The organism is Klebsiella sp. CN_Kp091, assembly GCF_040065095.1.
Classification (GTDB): Bacteria; Pseudomonadota; Gammaproteobacteria; order Enterobacterales; family Enterobacteriaceae; genus Klebsiella; species Klebsiella aerogenes.
On record NZ_JBEAIO010000002.1, the window covers coordinates 76,470 to 100,233 of the forward strand.

General features: G+C 54.9%; 22 protein-coding genes. 10 read left to right on the forward strand and 12 right to left on the reverse strand.

Features of this window, described 5'->3' with window-relative positions:
• Positions 1-6: 6 nt before the first annotated feature.
• The 10 genes from ABLV17_RS01555 to flhD form a co-directional block, all read right to left on the reverse strand.
• Complete coding sequence (locus tag ABLV17_RS01555; protein WP_045397782.1) at positions 7-1,056, reverse strand: chemotaxis response regulator protein-glutamate methylesterase; 1,050 nt, start codon at positions 1,054-1,056, stop codon at positions 7-9.
• Positions 1,056-1,928 (reverse strand): protein-glutamate O-methyltransferase CheR, encoded by an 873-nt coding sequence (gene cheR / locus ABLV17_RS01560; protein WP_348854059.1) that lies wholly within the window; start codon positions 1,926-1,928, stop codon positions 1,056-1,058. The genes ABLV17_RS01555 and cheR overlap by 1 nt, the downstream gene beginning before the upstream one ends.
• A 28-nt stretch (positions 1,929-1,956) precedes the next feature.
• On the reverse strand, positions 1,957-3,567 hold the full coding sequence (locus ABLV17_RS01565; RefSeq protein ID WP_308958555.1) for a methyl-accepting chemotaxis protein: 1,611 nt from the start codon (positions 3,565-3,567) through the stop codon (positions 1,957-1,959).
• 83 nt (positions 3,568-3,650) lie between these two features.
• Complete coding sequence (locus ABLV17_RS01570) at positions 3,651-5,321, reverse strand: methyl-accepting chemotaxis protein (RefSeq protein WP_047065481.1); 1,671 nt, start codon at positions 5,319-5,321, stop codon at positions 3,651-3,653.
• A gap of 132 nt (positions 5,322-5,453) precedes the next feature.
• Positions 5,454-5,954, reverse strand: coding sequence for a chemotaxis protein CheW (gene cheW, locus ABLV17_RS01575; protein ID WP_087858109.1), 501 nt, complete (start codon positions 5,952-5,954; stop codon positions 5,454-5,456).
• Between the two features lie 33 nt (positions 5,955-5,987).
• Positions 5,988-7,946 (reverse strand): chemotaxis protein CheA, encoded by a 1,959-nt coding sequence (gene cheA / locus ABLV17_RS01580; protein ID WP_087858110.1) that lies wholly within the window; start codon positions 7,944-7,946, stop codon positions 5,988-5,990.
• On the reverse strand, positions 7,943-8,866 hold the full coding sequence (motB, locus tag ABLV17_RS01585; protein ID WP_042892855.1) for a flagellar motor protein MotB: 924 nt from the start codon (positions 8,864-8,866) through the stop codon (positions 7,943-7,945). The genes cheA and motB overlap by 4 nt, the downstream gene beginning before the upstream one ends.
• On the reverse strand, positions 8,863-9,753 hold the full coding sequence (gene motA / locus ABLV17_RS01590) for a flagellar motor stator protein MotA (RefSeq protein ID WP_015704927.1): 891 nt from the start codon (positions 9,751-9,753) through the stop codon (positions 8,863-8,865). The genes motB and motA overlap by 4 nt, the downstream gene beginning before the upstream one ends.
• Before the next feature lie 141 nt (positions 9,754-9,894).
• Positions 9,895-10,476, reverse strand: coding sequence for a flagellar transcriptional regulator FlhC (gene flhC, locus ABLV17_RS01595; RefSeq protein ID WP_045397765.1), 582 nt, complete (start codon positions 10,474-10,476; stop codon positions 9,895-9,897).
• Between the two features lie 2 nt (positions 10,477-10,478).
• Positions 10,479-10,829, reverse strand: a complete 351-nt coding sequence (gene flhD / locus ABLV17_RS01600) for a flagellar transcriptional regulator FlhD (RefSeq protein ID WP_015367348.1) — start codon at positions 10,827-10,829, stop codon at positions 10,479-10,481.
• A 1,236-nt stretch (positions 10,830-12,065) separates the two neighbouring features.
• Between flhD and ABLV17_RS01605 the strand changes: the two genes are divergently transcribed.
• The 4 genes from ABLV17_RS01605 to ABLV17_RS01620 all read left to right on the forward strand — a co-directional run bounded on the left by ABLV17_RS01605 (position 12,066) and on the right by ABLV17_RS01620 (position 16,917).
• A complete protein-coding gene (locus ABLV17_RS01605; RefSeq protein WP_213317016.1) occupies positions 12,066-12,989 on the forward strand; it encodes an aminoimidazole riboside kinase in 924 nt (307 codons plus the stop codon).
• A 114-nt stretch (positions 12,990-13,103) separates the two neighbouring features.
• The gene (locus tag ABLV17_RS01610; RefSeq protein WP_308958556.1) at positions 13,104-14,474 is read left to right on the forward strand and encodes a sucrose-specific PTS transporter subunit IIBC; all 1,371 of its coding nucleotides are present in this window, start codon (positions 13,104-13,106) and stop codon (positions 14,472-14,474) included.
• A complete protein-coding gene (locus ABLV17_RS01615) occupies positions 14,474-15,874 on the forward strand; it encodes a sucrose-6-phosphate hydrolase (RefSeq protein WP_308958557.1) in 1,401 nt (466 codons plus the stop codon). The genes ABLV17_RS01610 and ABLV17_RS01615 overlap by 1 nt, the downstream gene beginning before the upstream one ends.
• 29 nt (positions 15,875-15,903) lie before the next feature.
• The gene (locus ABLV17_RS01620) at positions 15,904-16,917 is read left to right on the forward strand and encodes a LacI family DNA-binding transcriptional regulator (protein ID WP_045397754.1); all 1,014 of its coding nucleotides are present in this window, start codon (positions 15,904-15,906) and stop codon (positions 16,915-16,917) included.
• Between the two features lie 51 nt (positions 16,918-16,968).
• Here the strand turns inward: ABLV17_RS01620 and cynS are convergent, their stop codons facing one another.
• Positions 16,969-17,439 carry a cyanase gene (gene cynS / locus ABLV17_RS01625; RefSeq protein ID WP_015704922.1) on the reverse strand — a complete coding sequence of 157 codons (471 nt, stop codon included), beginning with the start codon at positions 17,437-17,439 and terminating at the stop codon, positions 16,969-16,971.
• Between the two features lie 12 nt (positions 17,440-17,451).
• On the reverse strand, positions 17,452-18,123 hold the full coding sequence (locus ABLV17_RS01630; RefSeq protein ID WP_087858163.1) for a carbonic anhydrase: 672 nt from the start codon (positions 18,121-18,123) through the stop codon (positions 17,452-17,454).
• Between the two features lie 109 nt (positions 18,124-18,232).
• Here ABLV17_RS01630 and cynR point away from each other — a divergent pair, with 109 nt between their 5' ends.
• The 6 genes from cynR to ABLV17_RS01660 all read left to right on the forward strand — a co-directional run bounded on the left by cynR (position 18,233) and on the right by ABLV17_RS01660 (position 23,718).
• Positions 18,233-19,120 (forward strand): transcriptional regulator CynR, encoded by an 888-nt coding sequence (cynR, locus tag ABLV17_RS01635; protein WP_308958558.1) that lies wholly within the window; start codon positions 18,233-18,235, stop codon positions 19,118-19,120.
• Between the two features lie 220 nt (positions 19,121-19,340).
• Positions 19,341-19,778 (forward strand): DUF2231 domain-containing protein, encoded by a 438-nt coding sequence (locus tag ABLV17_RS01640; protein ID WP_021463497.1) that lies wholly within the window; start codon positions 19,341-19,343, stop codon positions 19,776-19,778.
• Positions 19,771-21,075, forward strand: coding sequence for a sorbosone dehydrogenase family protein (locus ABLV17_RS01645; RefSeq protein WP_308958559.1), 1,305 nt, complete (start codon positions 19,771-19,773; stop codon positions 21,073-21,075). The genes ABLV17_RS01640 and ABLV17_RS01645 overlap by 8 nt, the downstream gene beginning before the upstream one ends.
• Positions 21,076-21,270: 195 nt before the next feature.
• Positions 21,271-22,203 carry a LysR substrate-binding domain-containing protein gene (locus ABLV17_RS01650; protein WP_308958560.1) on the forward strand — a complete coding sequence of 311 codons (933 nt, stop codon included), beginning with the start codon at positions 21,271-21,273 and terminating at the stop codon, positions 22,201-22,203.
• Positions 22,204-22,424: 221 nt separating this feature from the next.
• Positions 22,425-22,823, forward strand: a complete 399-nt coding sequence (locus ABLV17_RS01655) for a DUF1090 domain-containing protein (RefSeq protein WP_308958561.1) — start codon at positions 22,425-22,427, stop codon at positions 22,821-22,823.
• A 358-nt stretch (positions 22,824-23,181) separates the two neighbouring features.
• Positions 23,182-23,718 (forward strand): fimbrial protein, encoded by a 537-nt coding sequence (locus ABLV17_RS01660; RefSeq protein WP_308958562.1) that lies wholly within the window; start codon positions 23,182-23,184, stop codon positions 23,716-23,718.
• Positions 23,719-23,764 lie beyond the last annotated feature (46 nt).

Consider the following 23,764-nt stretch of genomic DNA (forward strand, 5'->3'; position numbering starts at 1 on the left):
GTGAAATTAAATTCGCAGCGCCTGGCCGCCGGCTATCTGCGCCAGCATGCGTTGGCTCATGCGCTCCAGCTCAACCACTTCGCTGACCCCGCCGCTGGCGATGGCCTCGCGCGGCATGCCGAACACCACGCAGCTCGCTTCGCTCTGCGCCAGGGTATAGGCCCCGGCGCGATGCATCTCCAGCATTCCCTGCGCGCCGTCGTTGCCCATGCCGGTGAGGATCACCCCCACCGCATTGCGCCCGGCGTGGCGGGCCACCGAGCGAAACAGCACATCCACCGAGGGGCGATGGCGATTCACCGCCGGGCCGTCGTGCAGCTTGACCTGATAGTTAGCGCCGCTACGCGCCAGCTCCAGATGGCGATCCCCAGGCGCGATATAGGCGTGTCCCGGCAGCACGCGTTCGCCCTCTTCCGCCTCTTTCACCGTGATCTGGCACAGCTTGTTCAGCCGTTCGGCGAACGAGCGGGTAAATCCCGGCGGCATATGCTGGGTGATCAGCAGCGCCGGGCTGGTGGCCGGCAACGGTTGTAGCACTTGACGAATGGCTTCGGTGCCGCCGGTGGAAGCGCCAATGGCGATCAGCTTCTCGCTGCTCAGTAGCGGTCCGTGGCTTAAAATAGCCGGCGGCTGGCCATTGGCGCGCTGCGGCAGCCGCGCCCGCGCGGCGGTGCGGATCTTTTCACCGATCAGTTCGCTGTAGGCCAGCATGCCTTCGCGGATCCCGAGCTGCGGTTTGGTGACGAAATCCACCGCCCCCAGCTCCAGCGCGCGCAGGGTAATTTCCGAACCTTTACCGGTCAGCGACGAAACCATCACCACCGGCATCGGCCGCAGGCGCATCAGTTTTTCGAGGAAATCGAGGCCGTCCATGCGCGGCATTTCGACGTCCAGCGTCAGCACCTGCGGGTTAAATTTTTTGATCAAATCCCGTGCGACCAGCGGGTCCGGGGCCACCGCCACCATCTCCATATCGGCGTGGCCGTTGACGATCTCGGTCATCAGCTGGCGCATAAGGGCCGAATCATCAACACATAACACTCTGATTTTACTCATCACTTCTCCTTGGTCAGCCCATACACGGTCTGTCCACGCAGGTAGAAATCCCGGCTGATCTGGCTGAAATTCTCGGAGTGACCGGCAAACAGCAGCCCCCCCGGTTTAAGCAAGGGGACAAAGCGGCGCAGGATGCGCTCCTGCGTCGGCTTATCAAAATAGATCATCACGTTGCGGCAAAAAATCGCATCGAACGGTCCCGGTAGCGCCCACTCCGGCGCCAGCAGATTCAGCGGCTGGAAGTTGACCCGAGCCGCCAGTTCCTGACGCACGCGCACCAGCCCCTGATGCGGCCCGGTGCCGCGCAGAAAATAGCGCTGCATCTGCCCGGCCGTCAGGGTACGCAGATCGTCATGGCGATAAATCCCCGCTTCGGCTTTTTCCAGTACCTGGGTGTCAATATCGCTGGCCCAGACCTGGCAACTGCCCGCACGTTCCCCGAGCGCATCGCCGAGCGTAATGGCGATGGAATAAGGTTCTTCGCCGGTCGAGGCGGCGGTGCTCCACACGCTATAGTTCCCGGGACGCGAGCGCGCATGCTCCGCCAGAATCGGAAAGTGGTGCGCCTCGCGAAAAAAGGCGGTCAGGTTGGTGGTCAACGCATTGATAAACGCCTGCCACTCGGCGCTGTGCGGGTCGCTTTCCAGCAACGCCAGGTAGTCGCCGAAATCATGAATGCCCAGCAGACGCAAACGGCGCACCAGCCGGTTGTACACCATCTCGCGCTTATGCGCCGCCAGCACGATCCCGGCGCGCTGATAGATAAGCTGGCTGATGCGGCGAAAATGCGCGTCGGAGAGCGGCAGACGCTGGGCCATCTGCGCCAGCGCCGAGCCGCTTTCGCGCGGCGCGGTTGATGTTGTCTGCTTCATGCCGACGCACCGGCAAAATACGAGCGGTTTATGCGGTTTGACAATCCAGGGTCTCCTTTACCGTGGATGAGGTTTCCGGCGCGACGAAGTTGTCGTCCGCCAGACGGAATACCGCCACTGCATCGGCGAGGGTAATCGCCTGCTCTTCCAGCGCAGCGGCGGCGGAAGCCGATTCCACCACCAGGGCGGCGTTCTGTTGCGTGACCTGATCCATCTGGGTAACCGCCTGCGTCACCTGCTCAATGCCGCGGCTCTGCTCGTCAGAGGCGGAGGCGATTTCACCCATGATGTCGGTGACCCGGGTTACCGAGCGCACGATGTCCTGCATGGTGGCGCCGGAATTTTCCACCAGCACTGAGCCATGTTTGACGCGGCTGACGGATTCGTCGATCAGCAGCTTAATTTCTTTTGCCGCCTGGGCGCTGCGGCTGGCCAGGTTACGCACTTCACCAGCCACCACCGCAAAGCCGCGCCCCTGTTCACCGGCGCGCGCCGCTTCTACCGCCGCGTTAAGCGCCAGAATATTGGTCTGGAAGGCGATGCCGTCGATGACGCTGGTAATGGCGCCGATTTTTTGCGAACTGTTGGCGATGTCGTGCATCGTGGTGACCACATCATCCGCCAGCTCGCCGCCTTTGGCGGCGGTTGAAGAAGCATCACGCGCCAGCTGCGATGCCTGGCGGGCATTATCGGCATTCTGTTTTACCGTCGCGGTTAGCTGCTCCATACTGGCGGCGGTTTCTTCCAGCGAAGCCGCCTGTTGTTCGGTACGCGAGGAGAGATCGTTGTTGCCTTCTGAAATCTCCTGCAGGCCGATAAGAATTGACTCCGCACCGTCGCGCACCGCGCCGACGGTACCAATCAGCGAGTGTTGCATGCGCTGCAGGCTGGCAAATAGCTGGCTGATTTCGTTGCGGCCATAGACCTCAATCGGCGCGGAAAGATCGCCGCTGGCGATACGTTCAAAGTGGCCACGAATAATATTCAGCGGCTGCACCAGCATGGTTCGCAGCCACCACATCGCGCTGAGGGTGACCACCAAGAGCATCAGCACCGCCCCGGCAACCAACCAGATTGACCAGCCGTAGGCCCGCTGGCTGGAGGCGCTGGCTTCATCGGTCGTCGCCTTCGCCAGCTGCAGATATTGCACAAAGTCGGCCTCGAAGCGGTCCTGTATTTTCTGCGTCGGCTGGTCCATAAAGGCCTGCAGGTTGCGATTTTCGAGGAACACGATCAGTTCGCGCAGCGCGCCGCGCAGCTTTTCGTAGCTGTCGCGCGTGGCATCGGCTAACTGCTGCTCCTGCTCATCCACGCGAGGCGTGTCGAGGAACTGGTTAAAGTAGAGATCGGCTTTTTGCAGCGAGCTGCGGGCGCCGCCCATCAGCGCATCCACCTGCTCCTGCGGCACCTTCAGCGCCGCGCGGGTACCGGCACGGTTAAGGGTATTTCGCGCCTGTAGCAGCGATACCCAGCTGAGGCTAAGCGCATCGCGCTGCTGGCTACTGACGGTAATACGTTCAAGATTGTGGTTGTCGGCGCGCAGCGCGACGTAAGAGAGCCCGGTGCTGATCAGTTGCATGATGCAAAAGGAGATCAGCAGCAGGAAAAGACTGGTAGAGATACGGATTCGGTTAAACATAGCAATCTCCTTGGTAGCCGGTCTTGGCCGGCTTACAACGCAAGAGAGGCCGCCGCGCGTAGGGATGCGGCGGCCGGTACCCGTTAGAACGTCTCCCAGTTATCCTGGTAGTCGCTGGCGCTGGTTTTTTTATGCGTAGCGATGGCGGCAGGCGCGGTTTTATTGCTGACCGGCGCTTTATACTCTTCCTGCCCTTCCGACTTCAGACGGAAGACGGCAACCGACTGCGTCAGCAAGCTGGCTTGCTCTTCCAGCGCGGCGGCGGCGGAGGCCGACTCTTCCACCAGCGAGGCGTTCTGCTGGGTGACGCGATCCATTTCCGCTACCGCCTGGCCGACCTGGTCGATACCGCGGCTCTGCTCATCGGAAGCAGAGGCGATTTCGCCCATGATGTCGGTCACGCGGGTGACCGCATTGACGATGTCGCCCATGGTGTCGCCGGCGCTTTCCACCAGTACCGAGCCCATATCCACACGGTTGACCGAGTCCTCGATCAGCGCTTTGATCTCTTTGGCCGCCTGGGCGCTGCGCTGCGCCAGGTTGCGGACTTCGCCCGCCACGACCGCGAAACCGCGTCCCTGTTCACCAGCGCGCGCCGCTTCTACCGCGGCGTTAAGCGCCAGGATGTTGGTCTGGAAGGCGATACCGTCGATAACGCCGGTGATATCGGCAATTTTCTGCGAGCTGCTGGCGATGTCGTGCATGGTTTCCACCACGTTAGCCACCACTTTGCCGCCCTTCTGCGCTGTTTCGGAGGCGCTCAGCGCCAGCTGGCTAGCCTGACGCGCGTTTTCGGCGTTCTGTTTCACCGTCGCCGTCAGCTGTTCCATACTAGCGGCAGTCTCTTCCAGCGATGCCGCCTGCTGTTCGGTGCGCGAAGAGAGATCGTTATTCCCGGCGGCGATTTCCGATGCGCCGCTATAGATGGCATCCGCCCCCTGACGCACGCCGCTTACCGTTTCGATAAGCTCGTTCTGCATGTGCTTGAGGCTGGCGGCCAGCACGCCGATTTCATTACGGCTGGTCACCGGGATAGGCTGGGTCAGGTCGCCGGAGGCAATACGTTTGATGTGTTCAATCATGCGGTTCAGCGGGCGCACCAGGATATGGTGGATGCCCATCCACACGCCGACGATCGCCGCCAGCACCACGATGATGACCACAATTAAGGTCCAGATCGCCGAGCTATAAGAGCTGTTGCTACCGTCAACGGCGATTTGGTACAGCTTGCCGTTTTGCTGCAGATAGGCGTTATAAGTCTGCTCGAAATCGTCCTGGTATTTTTGCGTCGGCTGGTCGAAGAAGGCGTTGATTTTACCCTCGCCCAGCAGCTGGATCAGCTCCGACAGCGCGCCGTACAGGATGCCATACTGCTGCTTAAGCTTTTCCGTCGCCTGCGGATCCTGACGCGGGTCCTGCGGGATTTTTTCATAGGCGGCGTAGTTACGTTCGGCGCGCGCCAGCTCTTCTTTCGCTTTCGCCAGCAGCTCGTCGATAGTCGCGCCGCTGCCGATTTTGTTGGTATCCATCATGTAGCGGATCCCTGCGCGGTTCAGGGAGTTACGCGCCTGCAGCAGATCGACCCGGCTTTCACTTAGCAGCAACTGCTGCTGACGGATGGTTTGCAGAACGGTGAAGTTCTCTTTATCGCTTTTCAGCGACGAAAAAAACAGACCGCCCGAAATCAGCTGCAATGCGCCAAATAGCACCAGCACTAATAAGAGACTGGTGACGACCTTAATACGATTAAACATGTTTCCCCTTCCTGGAAGCCTGAACGGCCAGGCTTTACGTATGTGACTGAAAGGGTTATCGGCGCGCGGGAGGGGAACTTTATGCCAGGCGGGGACTATTTTTACCGGGCGCGGCAGAGCGCGCCCGGTAGATTAGTGGCTTTTGGCGACGTTATCGACCAGCGCCATCTCTTCGCTGCTGAGCAGCTTTTCGATATCGACGAGAATCAACATGCGTTCGCCGAGCGCGCCAAGACCGGTGAGATACTCGGTCGCCAGCGTCACCGCGAATTCCGGCGCCGGGCGGATCTGTTCAGCGGTGAGAGACAGCACGTCGGAGACGCCGTCGACCACAATCCCCACCACCCGCAGGCCGAAGTTAAGCACGATAACCACCGTGTTTTCATCATAAGAGACGCCCTGCTGGGCGAATTTTACCCGCAGGTCGATAATCGGCACGATCACCCCGCGCAGATTGGTGACACCTTTGATGAAATCCGGGGTGTTGGCGATACGCGTCACCTGGTCATAGCCGCGGATTTCCTGCACTTTCAGAATATCGATGCCGTATTCTTCATTACCGAGGGTAAAAATTAAAAACTCCTGACCTACCGTTTCGCCAGCCAATTTGCTGACGGTTGCTAATCCTGCCATGGTCTGCACCTGTTAATTTTATGAGATGAGTCGTTATGCGGCCGCTGCGCTCAGCAGCTTTTCCCGGTTGAGCATTTGCAGCGCCGACACGTCGACGATCAGCGCCACGCTGCCGTCGCCGAGGATCGTCGCCGCGGAAATTCCCGGCACTTTGCGATAATTGCTTTCCAGGTTTTTCACCACTACCTGATGCTGGCCAATCAGTTGATCCACCAGCAGCGCGTAGCGGCGGCCGGCGCTTTGCAGAATCACCACGATGCCCTGAGTAGCCTCGGTTTTAGCCCCGGCGACGTCAAACACCCGGTAGAGCTCCACCAGCGGTAGATACTCACCGCGAACCTGCAGCATCCGCTCGCCGCCGGCCATCGGATGCAGGTCTTCGGCCTGCGGCTGCAGCGATTCCATCACCGCGTTGAGCGGCAGAATAAAGACCTCTTCATTGACCTTGACCGACATGCCGTCGAGGATGGCGAGCGTTAGCGGCAGCAAAATACGAATCGAGGTTCCTTTGCCCGCGCGGGAATGGATTTCAACGTGACCGCCCATCTCCTGGATGTTCCGTTTCACGACGTCCATGCCGACGCCGCGGCCAGAGACGTCGGTCACCTGTTCCGCGGTCGAAAAGCCCGGCGCGAAAATGAGCATTCCGACCTCTTCATCACTCATGCTGTCGCTGACCGCCAGCCCCTGCGCCGCCGCTTTGGCGAGAATTTTTTCGCGATTGAGTCCGGCGCCGTCATCGATCACTTCGATGCAGATATTGCCGCCCTGATGTTCAGCGGAAAGAATCAGATTGCCCACCTCAGACTTACCTGCCGCCAGACGGGTTTGCGGATCTTCAATACCGTGGTCGAGGCTATTACGCACCAGGTGGGTTAACGGGTCGATAATGCGCTCGATCAGGCTCTTATCAAGTTCGGTAGAGCTGCCCTGTAGCGTCAGTTCCACCTGCTTATTGAGCTTGCCGGCCAGGTCGCGCACCAGCCGCGGGTAGCGGCTGAATACATATTCCATCGGCATCATGCGAATCGACATCACCGATTCCTGCAGGTCGCGAGCGTTACGTTCCAGCTGGCTCATGCTATTGAGCAGATCGCCATGGGTTACCGGATCCAGGTTACCTGAGCGCTGCGCCAGCATGGACTGGGTGATCACCAGTTCGCCGACGAGGTTAATCAACTGGTCAACTTTCTCCACCGCCACGCGAATGCTGGTCGATTCGCTGGCCTTCGCTCTCGGCGCTTTAGGCGGCTCGACGGCAGCAGGCTGCGGTTGGACGACCGGCGACGGCACAGCTTCAGCCGACGGCGATGGTTTAGCGGCAGTGGTTGGCGGCGTGGTAAAGCTGATCTGTTCCGGCTCAAGAACGAAACAGAGCACCGCGCAGATATCCTCTTCGCTGGCGGTGGTCAGCAGGGTCACCTCAAGGCTATTGTCAGTTTGCAGGGGATCCTGAACCTCGCCGAGGTTGCCAAGCTCTTCCAGCATCAGCGGAATTTCATTGGCTTTAAGCCCGGTTAAGCTCACGCGCATACCGCCGGCGATGGCCGTCGGCGCAGGCTGGGCCACGACGGGCGGCGCGGCAGGCGCGTCCTGCTGCTGCGCTTCCAGCGCCAGCTGCCGCAGCGCCTGGCAGATATAGTCAAAGCTCTCAGCGTCAGGCTGCTGCGAGGTTTTATAGGCGTCCAGTTGCTCCTGCATAATATCTTTGGTTTCCAGAAACAGATTGATAATTTCGGTGCTCAAGCGCATCTCCTCGCGCCGGGCGCCGTCGAGCAGGTTCTCCAGCAGATGGGTGGTTTCCTGCAATACGGAAAAGCCAAACGTCGCCGCGCCGCCTTTGATCGAGTGCGCCGCGCGAAAAATAGCGTTTAGCGGTTCGATATCGGGGGCCTGCGGATCCAGCTCCAGCAGGTGTTGCTCCATGTCTGCCAGCAGCTCATCTGCTTCATCAAAAAAAGTCTGATAAAAAGCGCTAATATCCATGCTCATGGGGTCACCTCAGGGTGTGAATCGCGGTTAACCGGCGCGGGCGCGACCAGCTTTGGCAGCGCATCCGGCTGGCTAATCTCCAGCGCATTGCTTTCGCCATTTTCATGTTCGATGCTCTGCTGGGTCTCTTTGTTAAGCACCAGTACGGTAATGCGGCGGTTGATGGCATCATCAGCGCCGTGCTGCTTCAGGCTCATGGTCGCCGCCATACCGACCACCCGAAGCACCTTCCCTTCCGCCAGGCCGCCGGCAATCAGCTCGCGGCGCGAGGCGTTGGCGCGATCCGCCGACAGCTCCCAGTTGCTGTAACCGCGTTCGCCGCTGGCGTAGGGGATGTCATCGGTATGCCCGGAGAGGCTTATCTTGTTCGGCAAATCATTGAGGATTGGCGCAATCGCTCGCAGGATATCGCGCATATAGCTTTCCACCTGAGCGCTACCGGTTTTAAACATCGGGCGATTCTGGCTATCGATAATCTGAATGCGCAGGCCTTCGTCCATCATGTTGATCAGCAGATGCGGACGAAGTGCCTTCAGGCGCGGGTCTGACTCAATCAACTGATCGAGTTTGTCACGCAGTTTGTTAAGCCGTAGCTCTTCGGCGCGTTTATCCGCGGTATTGATCTGCTTGCTGACCAACCCGACTTCACGGGTCGGGTCTTCGCCGCCGCCGGGGATCGGGCTGCTTTCCGAGCTGCTTTTATCGCCGCTGGTCAGCGCCACTTTCAGCGGCGTACGGAAATATTCGGCTATTTGCGTCAGTTCCTGCGGGCTGGCGATCGCCAGCAGCCACATCACAAGGAAGAAGGCCATCATCGCCGTCATAAAATCGGCATAGGCTATCTTCCACGAACCGCCGTGATGGGCTGGCTGGTGTGATTTGCGCTTTCTGACCAGAACCACCGGGTGATTATGCTTCATGCTTCTTCGCTTTCCGTCGCCTGCGCGGCAGGCGCTTTCACCTGGCGTACGTGTTCTTCGAGCTCAACAAACGACGGGCGCTCGGTGGTGTATAACGTTTTGCGGCCAAATTCGACGGCGATTTGCGGCGCGTAGCCGTTGAGGCTGGAGAGCAGCGTGACCTTGATGCACTGCATCATCTTGACGGTCTCGGCGCTTTTTTGCCGCAGCAGCGTGGATAGTGGCGAGATAAATCCATAGGCCAGCAGAATGCCGAGGAAAGTCCCCACCATCGCGTTGGCGATAAGCGCCCCGAGCTCCGCCGCCGGGCGGTCCGCCGAGGCCAGCGCATGCACCACCCCCATTACCGCCGCGACAATACCAAATGCCGGCAGAGAGTCGCCGACCATCGCCAGGCTGCCGGCGGGCACTTCGCTCTCCTGTTCGAAGGTTTCGATCTCTTCGTCCATCAGCGCTTCAATTTCAAAAGCATTCATGTTGCCGCTCACCATCAGGCGTAAATAATCGGTTATGAACTCCACCAGATGGTTATCGGCAAGGATGCGCGGATAATTAGCGAAAATTTCACTTTCCTGAGGATTGTCGATATCGAACTCAAGCGACAACATCCCCTGTTGACGGGATTTAGCGAGCAGCAGGAACAGCAGCGCCATGAGATCCATATACAGCGCCTTGCTGTATTTGGAGCGACGTACCATTTTGGGCAACGCCCGCAGCGTAGATTTGATGGCTTTGCCGTTGTTGCCGACGATAAACGCGCCGATGCCGGCGCCGCCGATAATCAGGAATTCCGCCGGCTGGTACAGCGCGCCAAGGTGGCCGCCCACCAGCAAATAACCGCCAAATACCGCTCCCAGGACCACGAGATAACCCAATATAACTAGCACACGCATACCTCAAATTAACAATGTGGATGGCGGGCGAGGCAAACGCGCCCTGGCGTAAACCAGGCGGGGAATGGGGGGCGGCATGCCGCCCCTGCGTATTACACGTCGAAATGGATTGCCGTAAGTCGTCGGAACGGCGACTTACATGACGCGTTTAGCCTGCTCGTCCAGCAGTTGAGAGGTTATATCGGCCAGTTGCGGAGAAAGTTTACGTCTTTTTACGGCGCGTGAAGGCGGTTGGCATAATGTGCAGACGAAATCGTGCTGCGGATGATGCGCGTGGGTGATAAATGAGCCGCCGCAGCTATTGCAGGCGGAGAGCTGCAGCATACCGCTATCAACAAAGCGCACCAGCGTCCAGGCGCGGGTCAACGCCAGTAGCGGCGCTTCGCCCGCTTCTTGCGGACACTGTTCGAGATACAGGCGATAGGCTTTGATCACCGCTTCCACTCCGCTGCATTTACCGCTCTTCAGCAGGAACAAATAGGCGTTGTAGAACATCGACGAATGAATATTCTGCTCCCAGGTCATGAACCAATCGGTCGAGAACGGCAGCATCCCTTTCGGCGGCGGGCTTCCGCGCAGCTCCTTGTAAAGTTTGATTAAGCGCCCACGGCTGAGCTGAGTTTCACTCTCCAGCATCTGCAGACGCGCGCCGAGAGATATCAACTCCATGGCGAGCTGAATATCCTTCGCTTCCTGAACAATACTTTTCTCAGCCATTATCAAACACTTTTCTTCGCTGCAGCGCCTTCTTTGGCGCGGAGCTCTTGCAGCAGGTGACTGGAAAGCAGGATACCGGTATGGATCTGCTGGAGATCATCAACGCGCGACTCTTTGGTCAATTGCTCGATAGTCTGATGGTCGCTGAAGCGCAGATTGCACACCAGCTGATTAGTTTCAGCCAGTTTCACCATCTGCGGTAACGTCAGTTGCGCCAGGGTATCAACCATGGTTTCGTCAATTCCCAAACGAAACATCGCGGACACTTTCTCATCGTTGATCAGCCGCTGTGCTAAAAATAAATACGACAGGTTGAAGTCATAAATATGCTTAAGTAATTCGGAGGTACCCATAATCCCTATCCCGATAAGCCATGTTAGAAAACATACACGTGGCGTGTTACTTAATCGCCCGTGACCTCAGTTATTTCCCCAAGAGGCAATTAAAACACTCACTCGCGATAGCTAAAAATTCAGCTAATCGTCAAATTCGCCCCACTGTTAATAGTTTGTTACAGGTGCAAACCGGAGTGGAGGATGTAAAGAATTTGCTTCGAGAGAGTTGAATTGCCATGAAACTATTTTTAGAAATTCTATAAGAATATTCTTAAGGCGGCGCAACTCTACTCCCGAATCATTAGCACACACAATTAAGTATGGGGAAATTTTGAATGTAATGAGATATAGATCACAAAAACAAAAAATAACACCGGTAACAACACCTCATTTCGATCACTTTATAACCAACATTCGATCATTTAACGATCACAAGTAAATGAATTACCTTAAAAAAAGTGTTATCAACCATTACTATTAGTTTTTTTTGGCACATTTAGAACAAAAAAATAACATTATAAAAATTGAAGAATAAAAATCTGAACAAGCGGTAAATTCAACGCAAATCATTAGTTTTCACCGGAAAAAATAACCATGGTGTAATACAGGGATATTAGATCTAATACTCGAATAGCACCTATGGAAAAAGTATAAAAAACGTACAATAAAGCGATGGTATCGGCTAGTCTTTCAGCGCGGATGATTGTACAAAATACAATCTAACAACCTCATATCGCGGCGCCTGACGCTATTTTCCCGCATCTTCTCGTGGCTGAACTCCTGCAGATATGGATAAAATTTCGATAACAATTACGGCCTGGCGCATTACCCAAAATGGGTATTTCCGCCGGGTTACTTTTCTAACATTCCTTTAACGAAACGAGCTTATTAACACGTTGTAATAATAAAAATCGAGAATCAATTAACGACGTTGAGCCCAAGTTTAAAGCCATCAAGAATATATTTTTAAACCGTATAAATACGGCGAAGCAATAATAATAAATAGATATATGAGGATTTTTCCTCGGCAATAAGCGACCTATCGCTCTGCCCTCTCCCCCTTATTATTGGTAGGTGGAAATGACAAAGACATTTGCAGCGCTGTAGTAAAGCGCTAAGCGCGCAATATCGCGGCTGGATCACATTTTATCGTTGCCGATCGCATTTTCATCACTTCCGCGTTCCGTTGGATTTTCGGTTATGTTTAAATTAGCTAAACCGGTTTAACAAAGTTTAGCTAAAAGGATTATAAGTATGACCAGTAAAGTATGGGTACTCGGCGATGCGGTCGTCGATCTGCTGCCTGAGGGCGATGGCCGCTTATTACAGTGTCCGGGCGGCGCACCGGCTAACGTTGCGGTCGGCGTCGCGCGTCTTGGCGGCAATAGCGGGTTCATCGGCCGGGTCGGCGATGACCCTTTTGGCCATTTTATGCGCCAGACGCTACGACAAGAGAACGTGGATATCAGCCACCTTTCTTTAGACCCCGCACAGCGCACCTCAACCGTCGTGGTGGCGCTGGATGAACATGGCGAACGAACCTTTACCTTTATGGTTCGTCCGAGCGCCGATCTTTTTTTACAACCAGGCGATCTCCCTCAATTCGCGGCCGGGCAGTGGCTGCACGTCTGCTCTATCGCCCTCAGCGCCGAACCCAGCCGTAGCAGCGCCTTTACGGCGATGGAACAGATTAAACGCGCCGGCGGCAGCGTCAGCTTCGACCCTAATATCCGCAGCGATCTGTGGCAGGATCCCCAGCTGTTACGCCGTTGTCTCGAACGGGCGCTGGCATTGGCTGACGTGGTGAAACTGTCGGAAGAGGAACTGGCCTTTATCAGCGGTAGCGATGATATTGCCAGCGGTATTGCGCGAGTCCGCGAGCGCTTTCAGCCAAAACTGCTGCTGGTCACGCAAGGAAAAGCCGGAGTACAAGCAGTGTTCCATCAGCAGCATATTCACTTCCCGGCCCGTCCGGTGGTCAGCGTTGATACCACTGGAGCCGGCGATGCCTTTGTTGCCGGGCTACTCGCCAGCCTCAGCGCACACGGCTTTCCTGACAATGTCACCGCGCTGGAGCCGATCGTCGCGCTGGCGCAAACTTGTGGCGCGTTGGCGACTACCGCCAAAGGCGCGATGACCGCCTTACCGTATCAGAGCGATGTGAACCGCCAGTTTTAACGATGTAAGCAGGCAAAATAATTAAAACGTTTTAGCAAAATTAGCAAAGCGGCGATTCGGGGCATTCCAGGCCCCCAATAGCCCATGATGATGACAGACTTTGTAGAGGGTACTATGGATTTTCAACAGATTTCTCGCGCGCTGCTGCCGCTGCTCGGCGGCAAAGAAAATATCGCCAGCGCCGCGCACTGCGCCACCCGCTTGCGTCTGGTACTGGTCGATGACGCGCTCGCCGACCAGCAGGCCATCGGAAAAATTGAGGGGGTAAAAGGTTGCTTTCGCAACGCCGGGCAGATGCAAATCATCTTCGGTACCGGCGTGGTTAATAAAGTGTATGCCGCCTTTATTCAGGCGGCCGGTATCAGCGAGTCGAGCAAATCCGAAGCCGCAGACCTGGCGGCGAAAAAACTGAATCCGTTCCAGCGGATCGCTCGCCTGCTGTCGAACATCTTTGTGCCCATTATCCCGGCTATCGTCGCCTCCGGCCTGCTAATGGGACTGCTGGGAATGGTGAAAACCTCCGGCTGGGTCGATCCGGGCAACGCCATCTACCTGATCCTCGATATGTGTAGTTCGGCCGCTTTTATTATTCTGCCAATCCTGATCGGGTTTACCGCCGCGCGTGAATTCGGCGGCAACCCTTATCTTGGCGCAACCCTCGGCGGTATTCTTACCCACCCGGCGCTGACCAACGCCTGGGGAGTGGCTTCGGGCTTCCACACCATGAATTTCTTCGGCCTCGAGGTGGCGATGATCGGTTATCAGGGGACGGTATTCCCGGTGCTGCTGGCGGTATGGTTTATGAGCCTGCTTGAGAAGCAACTGCGACGCCTGATTCCCGACGCGCTGGATCTGATCCTCACGCCGTTCCTGACGGTTATTATCTCCGGTTTTATCGCCCTGTTGATTATCGGCCCGGCCGGTCGCGCGCTCGGCGACGGCATCTCCTTTATTCTCAGCACGCTCATTGCCCACGCCGGTTGGCTGGCGGGGCTGCTGTTCGGTGGGCTGTATTCGGTGATTGTTATTACCGGTATTCACCACAGCTTCCATGCCATCGAAGCCGGGCTGCTCGGCAACCCGTCGATCGGCGTCAATTTCCTGCTGCCTATCTGGGCGATGGCTAATATTGCCCAGGGCGGCGCCTGTCTGGCGGTGTGGTTTAAAACCAAAGATGTAAAAGTGAAAGCCATTGCCCTCCCCTCCGCCTTTTCGGCAATGCTGGGCATCACCGAAGCGGCGATATTCGGCATCAACCTGCGCTTCGTTAAGCCATTTATCGCCGCATTGATTGGCGGCGCGGCGGGTGGCGCCTGGGTGGTCTCCATGCACGTCTATATGACCGCCGTCGGCCTGACCGCCATCCCCGGAATGGCTATCGTACAGGCCAGTTCCCTGCTTAACTACATCATCGGACTGGCTATCGCGTTTGTGGTCGCCTTTATCGTTTCGCTGACGCTCAAATACAAAACGGATGCTGAATAATGCCGCAGCCTTCTTTGTTACCGATGGTCCTGCAGGCCGTCATGAACCACCAGCCGCGCGCGCTGCGGGATAACCACTATCCGCAGTGGCATCTGGCGCCGGTATGCGGGCTACTGAACGATCCAAACGGTTTTATCCACTTCGACGGTCGCTATCATCTTTTTTATCAGTGGAATCCTCTTGCCTGCGATCACAGCTATAAAGGCTGGGGGCACTGGAGTTCGCCGGATCTGCTGCACTGGCGGCATGAACCGATTGCCCTGCTGCCAGACGAAGAATACGACCGCAACGGCTGCTACTCCGGCAGCGCGGTAGATAACAACGGCGTCCTGACGCTCTGCTACACCGGTAATGTGAAATTTAGCGATGGTAGCCGTACCGCCTGGCAGTGTCTGGCGACGCAAAATCCCGACGGTACTTTTCGTAAACAAGGCCCGGTGCTGGCGCTGCCAGCAGGTTATAGCGGCCACGTGCGAGATCCCAAAGTCTGGCGCGATGGCGAACGCTGGATGATGGTGCTGGGCGCGCGCGATCTGGCCGACCGCGGCAAGGTTCTGCTATTCAGCTCCGCTGATTTGATGCAGTGGAATAGCCATGGCGAAATAGCCGGTAGCGGACTTAACGGCCTGAAAGACGCCGGCTATATGTGGGAATGCCCGGATCTGTTCCCCCTCGGCGATCGATATATTTTACTGAGCTGCCCGCAAGGATTGCCGCGCGAGGCACAGCGCTTCCTGAACACCTATCCGGCAGTCTGGATGCAGGGCCATTTCGACCAAACCGCCGCCACCTGGCGCCATGGCGCGATCGAAGAGCTGGATAGCGGCTTCGAATTCTATGCGCCGCAAACCACCCTGGCGGAGGATGGCCGCCGTCTGCTGGTTGGCTGGATGGGGGTCCCCGACGGAGAAGAGATGCAGCAACCTACGCGGGCCCACGGCTGGATCCATCAGATGACCTGCCTGCGGGAACTCAGCTGGCGCCACGGCACGCTGTATCAAAATCCCGTGCGCGAACTGGCGGCGCTTCGCGGCGAGGCGCAGGACTGGCAGTCCGAACCGCTGGCGCTGCAGCCGATGGAACTCGCCTTCGAGGTTGCGCCAGGCGATGCGCTGACGCTGGATTTCGCGGGTGCGCTGCAGCTTTCGCTGGACAGCCGCGGCGTACGCCTGGCCCGTCGAAGCCTGATAGCTGATACTGTCGATTACCGTTACTGGCGCGGCGCGGCGCATAAACTGCAGATCCTCATCGATCGATCCAGCGTCGAGATCTTTATTAATGATGGCGCGGGGGCGATGAGCAGCCGCTTCTTTGCCGATTATCCAGGTAAACTGGTATTCGGCGGCGCGACGCCGGTGGCATTCTGCTGCTGGCCGCTGCGGCCATGCATGGTAGAATAAGCGTTTTGCTTTCAGGCGCCTGGCTCGTGATGAAACCCAAACGCATTACCATAAAAGATATCGCCGAACTGGCTGGCGTCTCTAAAGCCACCGCCAGCCTGGTCTTGAACGGTCGCGGCAAAGAGCTGCGCGTGGCGCAAGAGACGCGCGAACGGGTGCTGGCTATCGCCCGCGAGCAGCACTACCAGCCGAGTATTCACGCCCGTTCGCTGCGCGATAGCCGCAGCCATACCATTGGTCTGGTGGTACCCGAGATCACCAACTATGGTTTTGCCGTTTTTTCTCACGAGCTGGAAACCCTGTGCCGCGAAGCCGGCGTACAGCTGCTTATCTCTTGCACCGATGAGAATCCCGGTCAGGAGAGCATGGTGGTCAATAATATGATTGCCCGTCAGGTCGATGGTTTAATTGTCGCCTCTTGCATGCATAGCGACGCCGACTATCTGAAGCTCAGCGAACAGCTGCCGGTGGTGCTGTTCGATCGCAATCCAAACGATAGCGCCCTGCCGTTGGTGATGACCGATTCACTGGCGCCGACGGCGGAACTTATCGCCCGTATCGCCGGACAACATCCGGATGAGTTCTGGTTTCTCGGCGGGCAGCCGCGGCTCTCACCCTCACGCGATAGGCTGGCCGGATTTAGTCAGGGATTAGCCCAGGCAGGCGTTGAGTTGCGCCCGGAGTGGATTATCAACGGCAACTATCACCCAAGCTCAGGCTATGAGATGTTTGCCGCGCTGTGCGCCCGCCTCGGGCGGCCGCCTAAGGCGCTGTTTACCGCCGCCTGCGGCTTGCTGGAAGGGGTACTACGCTATATGAGCCAGCATAACCTGCTGGATTCCGGGATCCATTTAGCCAGCTTCGATGACCACTATCTGTATGATTCGCTGTCGCTGCGCATCGACACCATCCAGCAGGACAACCGCCAGTTGGCCTGGCACTGCTACGATCTCATCAGTCAGCTGATCGATGGTAAAACGCCACAGCCGCTGCAGCGTTATCTGCCAGCCACGCTGCAAATGCGTTATCAACCCGCCAGATAACAACGGGCCTGGATCGTGGTTCAGGCCCGTACTGTTAACGATTAATTGTCATCAGAAAGGTTTCGTTGGCAGATACTTTCCATCGAAAGTAATCACCGCGCGATGTCCGCCTTCCGGATCGCTGACTTTTTTCACATCCAGCTTAAAATTAATTGCGCTGATAATCCCGTCGCCGAATTTTTCATGAATCAGCGCTTTCAGGGTGGTGTCGTAGACCTGCAGCATTTCATAGAAGCGATACATGGTCGGATCCGTCGGCACGCGGTCCTCAATAGAGCCTCTGACCGGAATCGTTTGCAGCAGCAAAATATCATCATCGTTGAGTTCCAGTTTTGCCCCAACCATTTTCGCCACTTCAGCAGGCAGCGGGTGCTGCCCCAACAGCGCGGCCGTGACAAAGGCTTCTGATAAACCAGTGCCTTCAACAAGCTGTGCAAAGGAGAGATCCTTTTTGGCTTTAATCAGCAAAATTTTATTCGCTAACTCCAGACGAACTTCGCGGCTGACTTGTGACTGAATCATAGTGTTACCTCGTTATATCGTAGTGAAATGAAATGACTGACCGTAAACCGGCACCGCTCGGGTATCCGGATGACCGGCCAGCGAAATAAAAGCTCTGGTATTGCCGTCATAAGCGGCAATCTCCCCCGTTTCAATGTCATACACCCAGCCATGTAATGTCAGACGTCCTTCATCAAGCGCCAGACGTACCGCAGGGTGAGTTTGAATATTCGCCAACTGGGCAATCACGTTTTCATGCACCATCGCCGCGGTTTTGGCCTGCGGGTCGCGATGCTCGCGAGCATCGTTGACCACTTTTGCCGAATCCGCATATTGCAGCCAGTGCTTAACGGCGGGCACATGATCCAGACAGCTACACTGCGCAATTGCCGTCATCGCCCCGCAATCGGAGTGGCCGCAAATCACAATATCCGCGACCTTCAGGACAGCTACGGCATACTCCACCGATGCCGACACGCCGCCGGGCTCCGGGCCGTAAGAAGGGACAATATTGCCGGCATTACGGATGACAAACAGATCGCCGGGTTCACGCTGGGTGACCAATTCAGGAACCATCCGGCTATCGGAACAGGAAATAAACAGCGTACTGGGACTCTGCCGGGAGGCTAAACTTTTAAACAGTTCAGCGCGTTCAGGAAATGCATCACGTTGAAATTTAAGAAAACCATCAATGATTTCTTTCATGATAATGTCTACCTCGCTGTGGAATGACAGGGAGGTTACGCGGCGCATGGCATAAAATAAAAGTCTTGTTTATAATCAAATTCATCCAAAAAACTTATGGATTGAAAGCGTGAATATTCGCTATGTTAGATACTTCCTGGCCGTCGCCGAACATCAGGGTTTTACCCGCGCGGCGGAAGCCCTGCATATTTCACAACCGGCGCTCTCACAGCAAATCAGGATGCTAGAAGAGAGCCTGGATGCGCAGCTTTTTGATCGTAGCGGCCGGCATATTCACCTGACGGATGCGGGCGAGGTGTTTTTGCAGTATGCCCGTCAGGCATTTCAGCTGCTGGATGAGGGCCAACGCGCCATTCATGATGTCGAAGACCTCAGTCGCGGTTCTCTGCGCATTGCCGTGACGCCCACCTTTACTTCTTATTTCGTCGTGCCGTTAGTGGCTGAATTTCATGCGCGTTATCCGCATATCACGCTGGATATACAGGAGATGTCGCAGGAGAAAATGGAGGGCATGCTGCTGGAAAATGAGCTGGATATTGGCATTGCCTTTGCCGAGGGAGTTACACCAGACATTGTTTCCACCCCGCTGCTACAGGAAGTGCTGGCGCTGGTTGTGGCGAACCATCACCCGCTGGCCCGCGAAGAATCCCTTTCGTTGCGCCAGCTGGCCGCGGAGGAATTTATTCTGCTCAACCACCATTTCGCCACCCGGTTGCAAATTGACCACTGCTTACAGCAAGCCGGTTTCCACCCGCGGGTGACCATTGAAATGCATTCGATCAATGCCATCCTCGATATCATCCAGCGAACCCAATTAGTGACCATTCTGCCGCTGAATGTCGCCGCCCAGCGCACTGGCCTGGTGACCCGGTTGTTGGAGGAAGCAACGCTTGAGAGAACCGCGGTGTTAATGCAGCGCAAAGGCACCCGACCAAAAGCCGCGGCGAGGATTTTCGCCGACATGGCCCAGCAGCTGGCTGCCCGAATAGAAAGTTAAGCGTACCATGGCGCGGTCAGCATCTGGCCCGCCTCCTCCCTACTGCAACAATCTTACCGTAGCCGGTATGACCATTTGCGCAAAACAGATTTCCCGCGATTGGCATACTGAAATTGTTAACGATATGTATAATTTTATCTGCTAAGCGGTATTCAGTATTCCGGCTTGAACGTCAGCATTATTTTCACCCTACCTTATTCCCCCTGACAAGGAATTGACAATGAGTGAACGCTCTCATGACCGAGGTAATAGCCTTGCGATGGTCATATATAATCTACTCAATCCGGTGCCTTACGGCTTTTTTATCGCCGGTCTTATCTTCGATATTATTTACCTCTACAGCACTAACGTGATGTGGGGGAAATGCGCCAGTTGGCTTATTGCCCTTGGCCTTATTTTTGCCATCATTCCGCGGTTGATTAATCTGGCGCAGGTCTGGTTTTTTACTCCTCGACGCCCGGCTGCAAAAATTGATTTCTGGCTAAATCTCATCGCTATTATTGCCGCGTTGGTCAACTGTTTTGTTCATAGCCGCGACGCATGGGCAATTGCGCCGCAGAACGTTATCTATTCATCGATTACCGTTATCTGTCTGCTTGTCGCCAATATTATCAGCTCCACTTGCCTGGCTAATAATAAGGGGATTCGCCATGAATAAATTACTACTGCCCCTGCCCGTTATGCTCGCCACCGCGCTTGCCCTGTCCGGATGCGATGAGAAAGCGAAACTTAGCCCGGATCAGCAGGTAGGGCCCGATCCCGTAATGCCGAAGGCCCAGGATTTCCTGATGCCGCCGATGCAGGTTCCCCGCGGCGTAGGCTGGAAGACAGATGGACAACCGACGGTTGCCCAGGGGCTGAAAATAGAAAAAATAGCCGACGGATTCCTGCATCCCAGAATGGTCTATGTCCTGCCAAATAACGATGTGCTGGTCGTTGAAAGCAACGGTCCTGGCGAGGAGCCGCTGACTACGCCGAAGCAGCTGATTGCCGGGATAGTGAAAAATCAGTCAGGTAAAGGCGGAAAAGGCGGGAATCGCATTACGCTATTGCGTAAAAACGCCAGCGGCTGGGAAAAACATATTTTCCTTGAACATCTGCACTCGCCTTTCGGTGTCCAACTAATCGGCAATAATCTTTACGTCGCCAATACCGGCAACATCATGCGTTATCACTACCAGCCGGGGGCGACACGTATCAGCGATGCGGGGAGCGAGCTGGCGGACCTGCCCAGCACCGTCAATCACCACTGGACCAAAGCGTTACTGGCAAGCCCGGATGGTAAGAAGCTGTATGTAGGCGTCGGCTCGAACAGTAATATCACCGAAAATGGCCTGGATATTGAATATCGTCGTGCCACCGTTCTGGAGGTTGATACGGCCACCGGCGCAAGCCGTATCTTCGCCAGCGGGATCAGGAATCCTACCGGACTTGGCTGGGAACCGCAGACGGGCAAGCTTTGGGCTATTGCCAACGAGCGCGATGAAATCGGCGCCGACCTGGTACCTGATTATTTGACTTCGGTGCAGGATGGCGGGTTTTATGGCTGGCCGTGGAGCTATTTCGGACAGCACGTTGACCGCCGCGTACAGCCGCCGCGCCCGGACATGGTCGCCAAAGCGATCAAGCCGGATTATGCCCTGAGTTCCCACGTTGCGCCGCTGGGAATGCTGTTTTATACCGGAAACATGTTGCCACAAACCTATCAGGGCGGCGTGTTTATCAGCGAGCATGGTAGCTGGGACCGTTCGCCGCTGAATGGCTATAAAGTCAGCTTCGTCGCCTTTAAAGACGGCAAACCCGTCGGTAAACCAGAGAGTGTAGTCACCGGCTTTGTCTCGCGCGATGAGAAAGAACTGTACGGTGCGCCGGTCGGACTCGCGCAGGATAATGAAGGGGCGTTAATCATTGCCGACGATGTCGGTAATACCGTCTGGCGCGTCAGCGCAAAATAAAATATCACTATCAATTATCCGGCTTCCCACAGTCAGGGAAGCCTTTTTTATACCCTCATAATAATTATCCTTAGATATTGCCGGGAATAATTAGAGAAACAAAGTGATAAGCTGTGCCATCAGGACCGCTATTGTAGTTGGCTATACCAGAATAGGTTGCTGAGAAACATTCATCATCAATGAGACGTAGAGCAGATGAACCATTTATCCGCAATCAGAACTTTCGTTAGCGCCGCTGACTATAAAAGTTTCAGCGCTGCCGCCAAAGCCTTAAATATCGAAGTATCCACCGTCTCTCGCCATATTTCCGAGCTGGAAGCGTATTTACAGGTGACGTTGTTTAACCGCTCTACCCGTGGATTAGCATTAACCGAAACCGGGGCATTTTTTTACTCGCACGCCCAACAACTGTTATTACAATGGGAGGAAGCCCGCCAGTTAACTTCCGCACTGGATAAACAGCCTTCCGGCCTGCTGCGGTTAAGCGTACCCAGTACCTTTGGCCGTCTGCACGTGATGCCTTTCGTGGATGAATTTCTTCGTCTGCACCCTAACATTTCGCTGGATATCAGTTTTAACGATGAAGTGCAGGACCTGATTGAAACGCGCATCGACCTGAGTATTCGCATCGGTGTTTTGCCTGACTCATCGATTCATGCCCGTAAACTGGCTTCGCAGACGCGCTCAGCCTGGGCCAGCCCAAGGTGGATTGCGGAAAACCGCCCTACAGCAACACCAGGCGCCGATCAACAGCAGATCGATATCGTGATGTTTTCTCGTCTGCATGGCGCCGGTTGGTATACGCGTAAGATGGGTTCAGAAGATGAATGGCAGCGCATCCCGATTCACTACCGACTGAGCGTTAGCGATAGCGCCGCCATGCTTTATGCCTGCGTCAATCACACCGGGATTGCGATTTTACCGAACTGGCTATCGCAGCAGGCTGAAGAACAAGGGCTCATTCAACGGGTATTCCCGGAGTGGGAATTTAGTATGTTCCCCAGCGAAACCGCCATCTGGATGCTCTACCCGCAAAACAGGAGAGTGCCGCATAAAGTCCGGGCATTTATCGACTTTATGGTTGAAAAGATTGGGATGCCGCCCTACTGGGAAACGCAGAATAATTAAAATAAGTATAGCCGCGATTCAAAGGCAGAGAATACAGGTACTTGCTGCCGAATACGAGCAAATGGCCTCATTGAGGCCATTTACAATAAACAAAGACCGATAATGAGCCAAATGCTTTTTATGTTAAATGTTGAGATATTTCTCGAGAAACCTCTCATTTTAATTTTCAAATAACGACCTTATACTCCTCTGTATTTTTATACCTAACCAGGAGAAATTTAATGTTGTTTTTAAAAGTAAAAATAAAACTATTGCTTGCCGCTATTCCCCTAATACTGTGTTTGCCGCAAAACACAATAGCCAGAGACCTCGCCGGATGCAGCATCAAGAAACAGAAAATTCAAACACAAATCCGTTATGCAAAAGCGCATCATAATGATTACCGGGTTGCTGGTTTAGAGAGAGCGCTGAGAAGAGTCGAGACGAACTGTAGCGATGAATCTCTGCGCTGGGAGCGTGAACAAAAAATCAGAGAAAAACAGCAAAAAGTCAGTGAGCGAGAATTTGAACTTAAAGACGCCGAATATAGCGGAGATCCGAAAGATGTGTCCAAAAAGCTAAAAAAGCTTAACCAGGCTCGAGAAGAGCTCAGCAAGTCTCAGCAGACGTTGTACCCATAATCGTTACTTCAGCGAAAGCGGCATTTTTACAACGGCCAACTCTGGTCACCAGAAGTATTCTGTATAAATTTGACTATTGGATATCGCCGGTACCATGTTTTGCTTTCGCTGAGTTGATACCCACGCCATTAATAGGATTATTTTGAATAACCGCAAGAGGTGTCCTATATCTTTTGCTCTGTTACCGCCGTACTATCGTTACTATAAAAGAGGCAAGTTAGCCTCACCAGATAATAAGAAAAAATCAACGTCATATTATGTAATAAGTAGCTGGAGCAGCCATTTACTCCAGGAAATTAATCAACCTGATTAAGCCATCTGTTTTTTCACATTGTATTAATCAAAAAGGAATTAGTCCATGTTCAAAAAAAGAATTATTTACGCGTTAATTGCCTCTTCAACCTTATACATTTCGCTTAACTCAGCATATGCCCTGCCGGTAACGGATGGCACTATTAATTTTACGGGTAAAGTGGTCGATGCTAGTTGCACCGTCGCAGCGGGCAGTGTTAGCCAGACTATTCCTCTTGACCCAGTCAGTACGACATTACTGAAAGTAGCGGGGGATACCGCCAATCCTACGAATGTGCCTATCGTACTTGAGGAGTGCAATACTAATACATCAAATACGGTACAGGTCATTTTTTCAGGCAACAGCGTCCCTGGTGATTCAACCGTATTATCTTTAGTAGATGGTGGAAACTCAGCAACTCAGGTGGGAATTAAATTGTATGATAGCGAGAATAATGAAATTAAACTAGATGAACCGACCGCGCCAATTAGTTTAACTACCGGTCAAACTACGCTTAATTTCATGGCTAAATATTATGCATTAGGCCAGGCCGGCGCTGGTGATGTGAATGCTACCGCAACTTTCACCATGATTTATCCATAAGAACTTTTATTTTAAATTATGTTCATTCCAGGGGCATATTTATGCC

Excerpts from the sequence above, each read along its gene's own strand:
- ABLV17_RS01565 (WP_308958555.1), bottom strand. The coding sequence starts at position 3,567 with ATGTTTAACCGAATCCGTATCTCTACCAGTCTTTTCCTGCTGCTGATC.
- ABLV17_RS01555 (WP_045397782.1), bottom strand. The coding sequence starts at position 1,056 with ATGAGTAAAATCAGAGTGTTATGTGTTGATGATTCGGCCCTTATGCGC.
- ABLV17_RS01615 (WP_308958557.1), top strand. The coding sequence starts at position 14,474 with ATGCCGCAGCCTTCTTTGTTACCGATGGTCCTGCAGGCCGTCATGAAC.
- ABLV17_RS01605 (WP_213317016.1), top strand. The coding sequence starts at position 12,066 with ATGACCAGTAAAGTATGGGTACTCGGCGATGCGGTCGTCGATCTGCTG.
- flhD (WP_015367348.1), bottom strand. The coding sequence starts at position 10,829 with ATGGGTACCTCCGAATTACTTAAGCATATTTATGACTTCAACCTGTCG.
- ABLV17_RS01650 (WP_308958560.1), top strand. The coding sequence starts at position 21,271 with ATGAACCATTTATCCGCAATCAGAACTTTCGTTAGCGCCGCTGACTAT.
- ABLV17_RS01620 (WP_045397754.1), top strand. The coding sequence starts at position 15,904 with ATGAAACCCAAACGCATTACCATAAAAGATATCGCCGAACTGGCTGGC.
- cheW (WP_087858109.1), bottom strand. The coding sequence starts at position 5,954 with ATGGCAGGATTAGCAACCGTCAGCAAATTGGCTGGCGAAACGGTAGGT.
- ABLV17_RS01570 (WP_047065481.1), bottom strand. The coding sequence starts at position 5,321 with ATGTTTAATCGTATTAAGGTCGTCACCAGTCTCTTATTAGTGCTGGTG.
- ABLV17_RS01610 (WP_308958556.1), top strand. The coding sequence starts at position 13,104 with ATGGATTTTCAACAGATTTCTCGCGCGCTGCTGCCGCTGCTCGGCGGC.
- ABLV17_RS01655 (WP_308958561.1), top strand. The coding sequence starts at position 22,425 with ATGTTGTTTTTAAAAGTAAAAATAAAACTATTGCTTGCCGCTATTCCC.
- cheR (WP_348854059.1), bottom strand. The coding sequence starts at position 1,928 with ATGAAGCAGACAACATCAACCGCGCCGCGCGAAAGCGGCTCGGCGCTG.
- motB (WP_042892855.1), bottom strand. The coding sequence starts at position 8,866 with ATGAAGCATAATCACCCGGTGGTTCTGGTCAGAAAGCGCAAATCACAC.
- flhC (WP_045397765.1), bottom strand. The coding sequence starts at position 10,476 with ATGGCTGAGAAAAGTATTGTTCAGGAAGCGAAGGATATTCAGCTCGCC.
- ABLV17_RS01630 (WP_087858163.1), bottom strand. The coding sequence starts at position 18,123 with ATGAAAGAAATCATTGATGGTTTTCTTAAATTTCAACGTGATGCATTT.
- ABLV17_RS01660 (WP_308958562.1), top strand. The coding sequence starts at position 23,182 with ATGTTCAAAAAAAGAATTATTTACGCGTTAATTGCCTCTTCAACCTTA.
- ABLV17_RS01645 (WP_308958559.1), top strand. The coding sequence starts at position 19,771 with ATGAATAAATTACTACTGCCCCTGCCCGTTATGCTCGCCACCGCGCTT.
- cynS (WP_015704922.1), bottom strand. The coding sequence starts at position 17,439 with ATGATTCAGTCACAAGTCAGCCGCGAAGTTCGTCTGGAGTTAGCGAAT.
- cheA (WP_087858110.1), bottom strand. The coding sequence starts at position 7,946 with ATGAGCATGGATATTAGCGCTTTTTATCAGACTTTTTTTGATGAAGCA.
- ABLV17_RS01640 (WP_021463497.1), top strand. The coding sequence starts at position 19,341 with ATGAGTGAACGCTCTCATGACCGAGGTAATAGCCTTGCGATGGTCATA.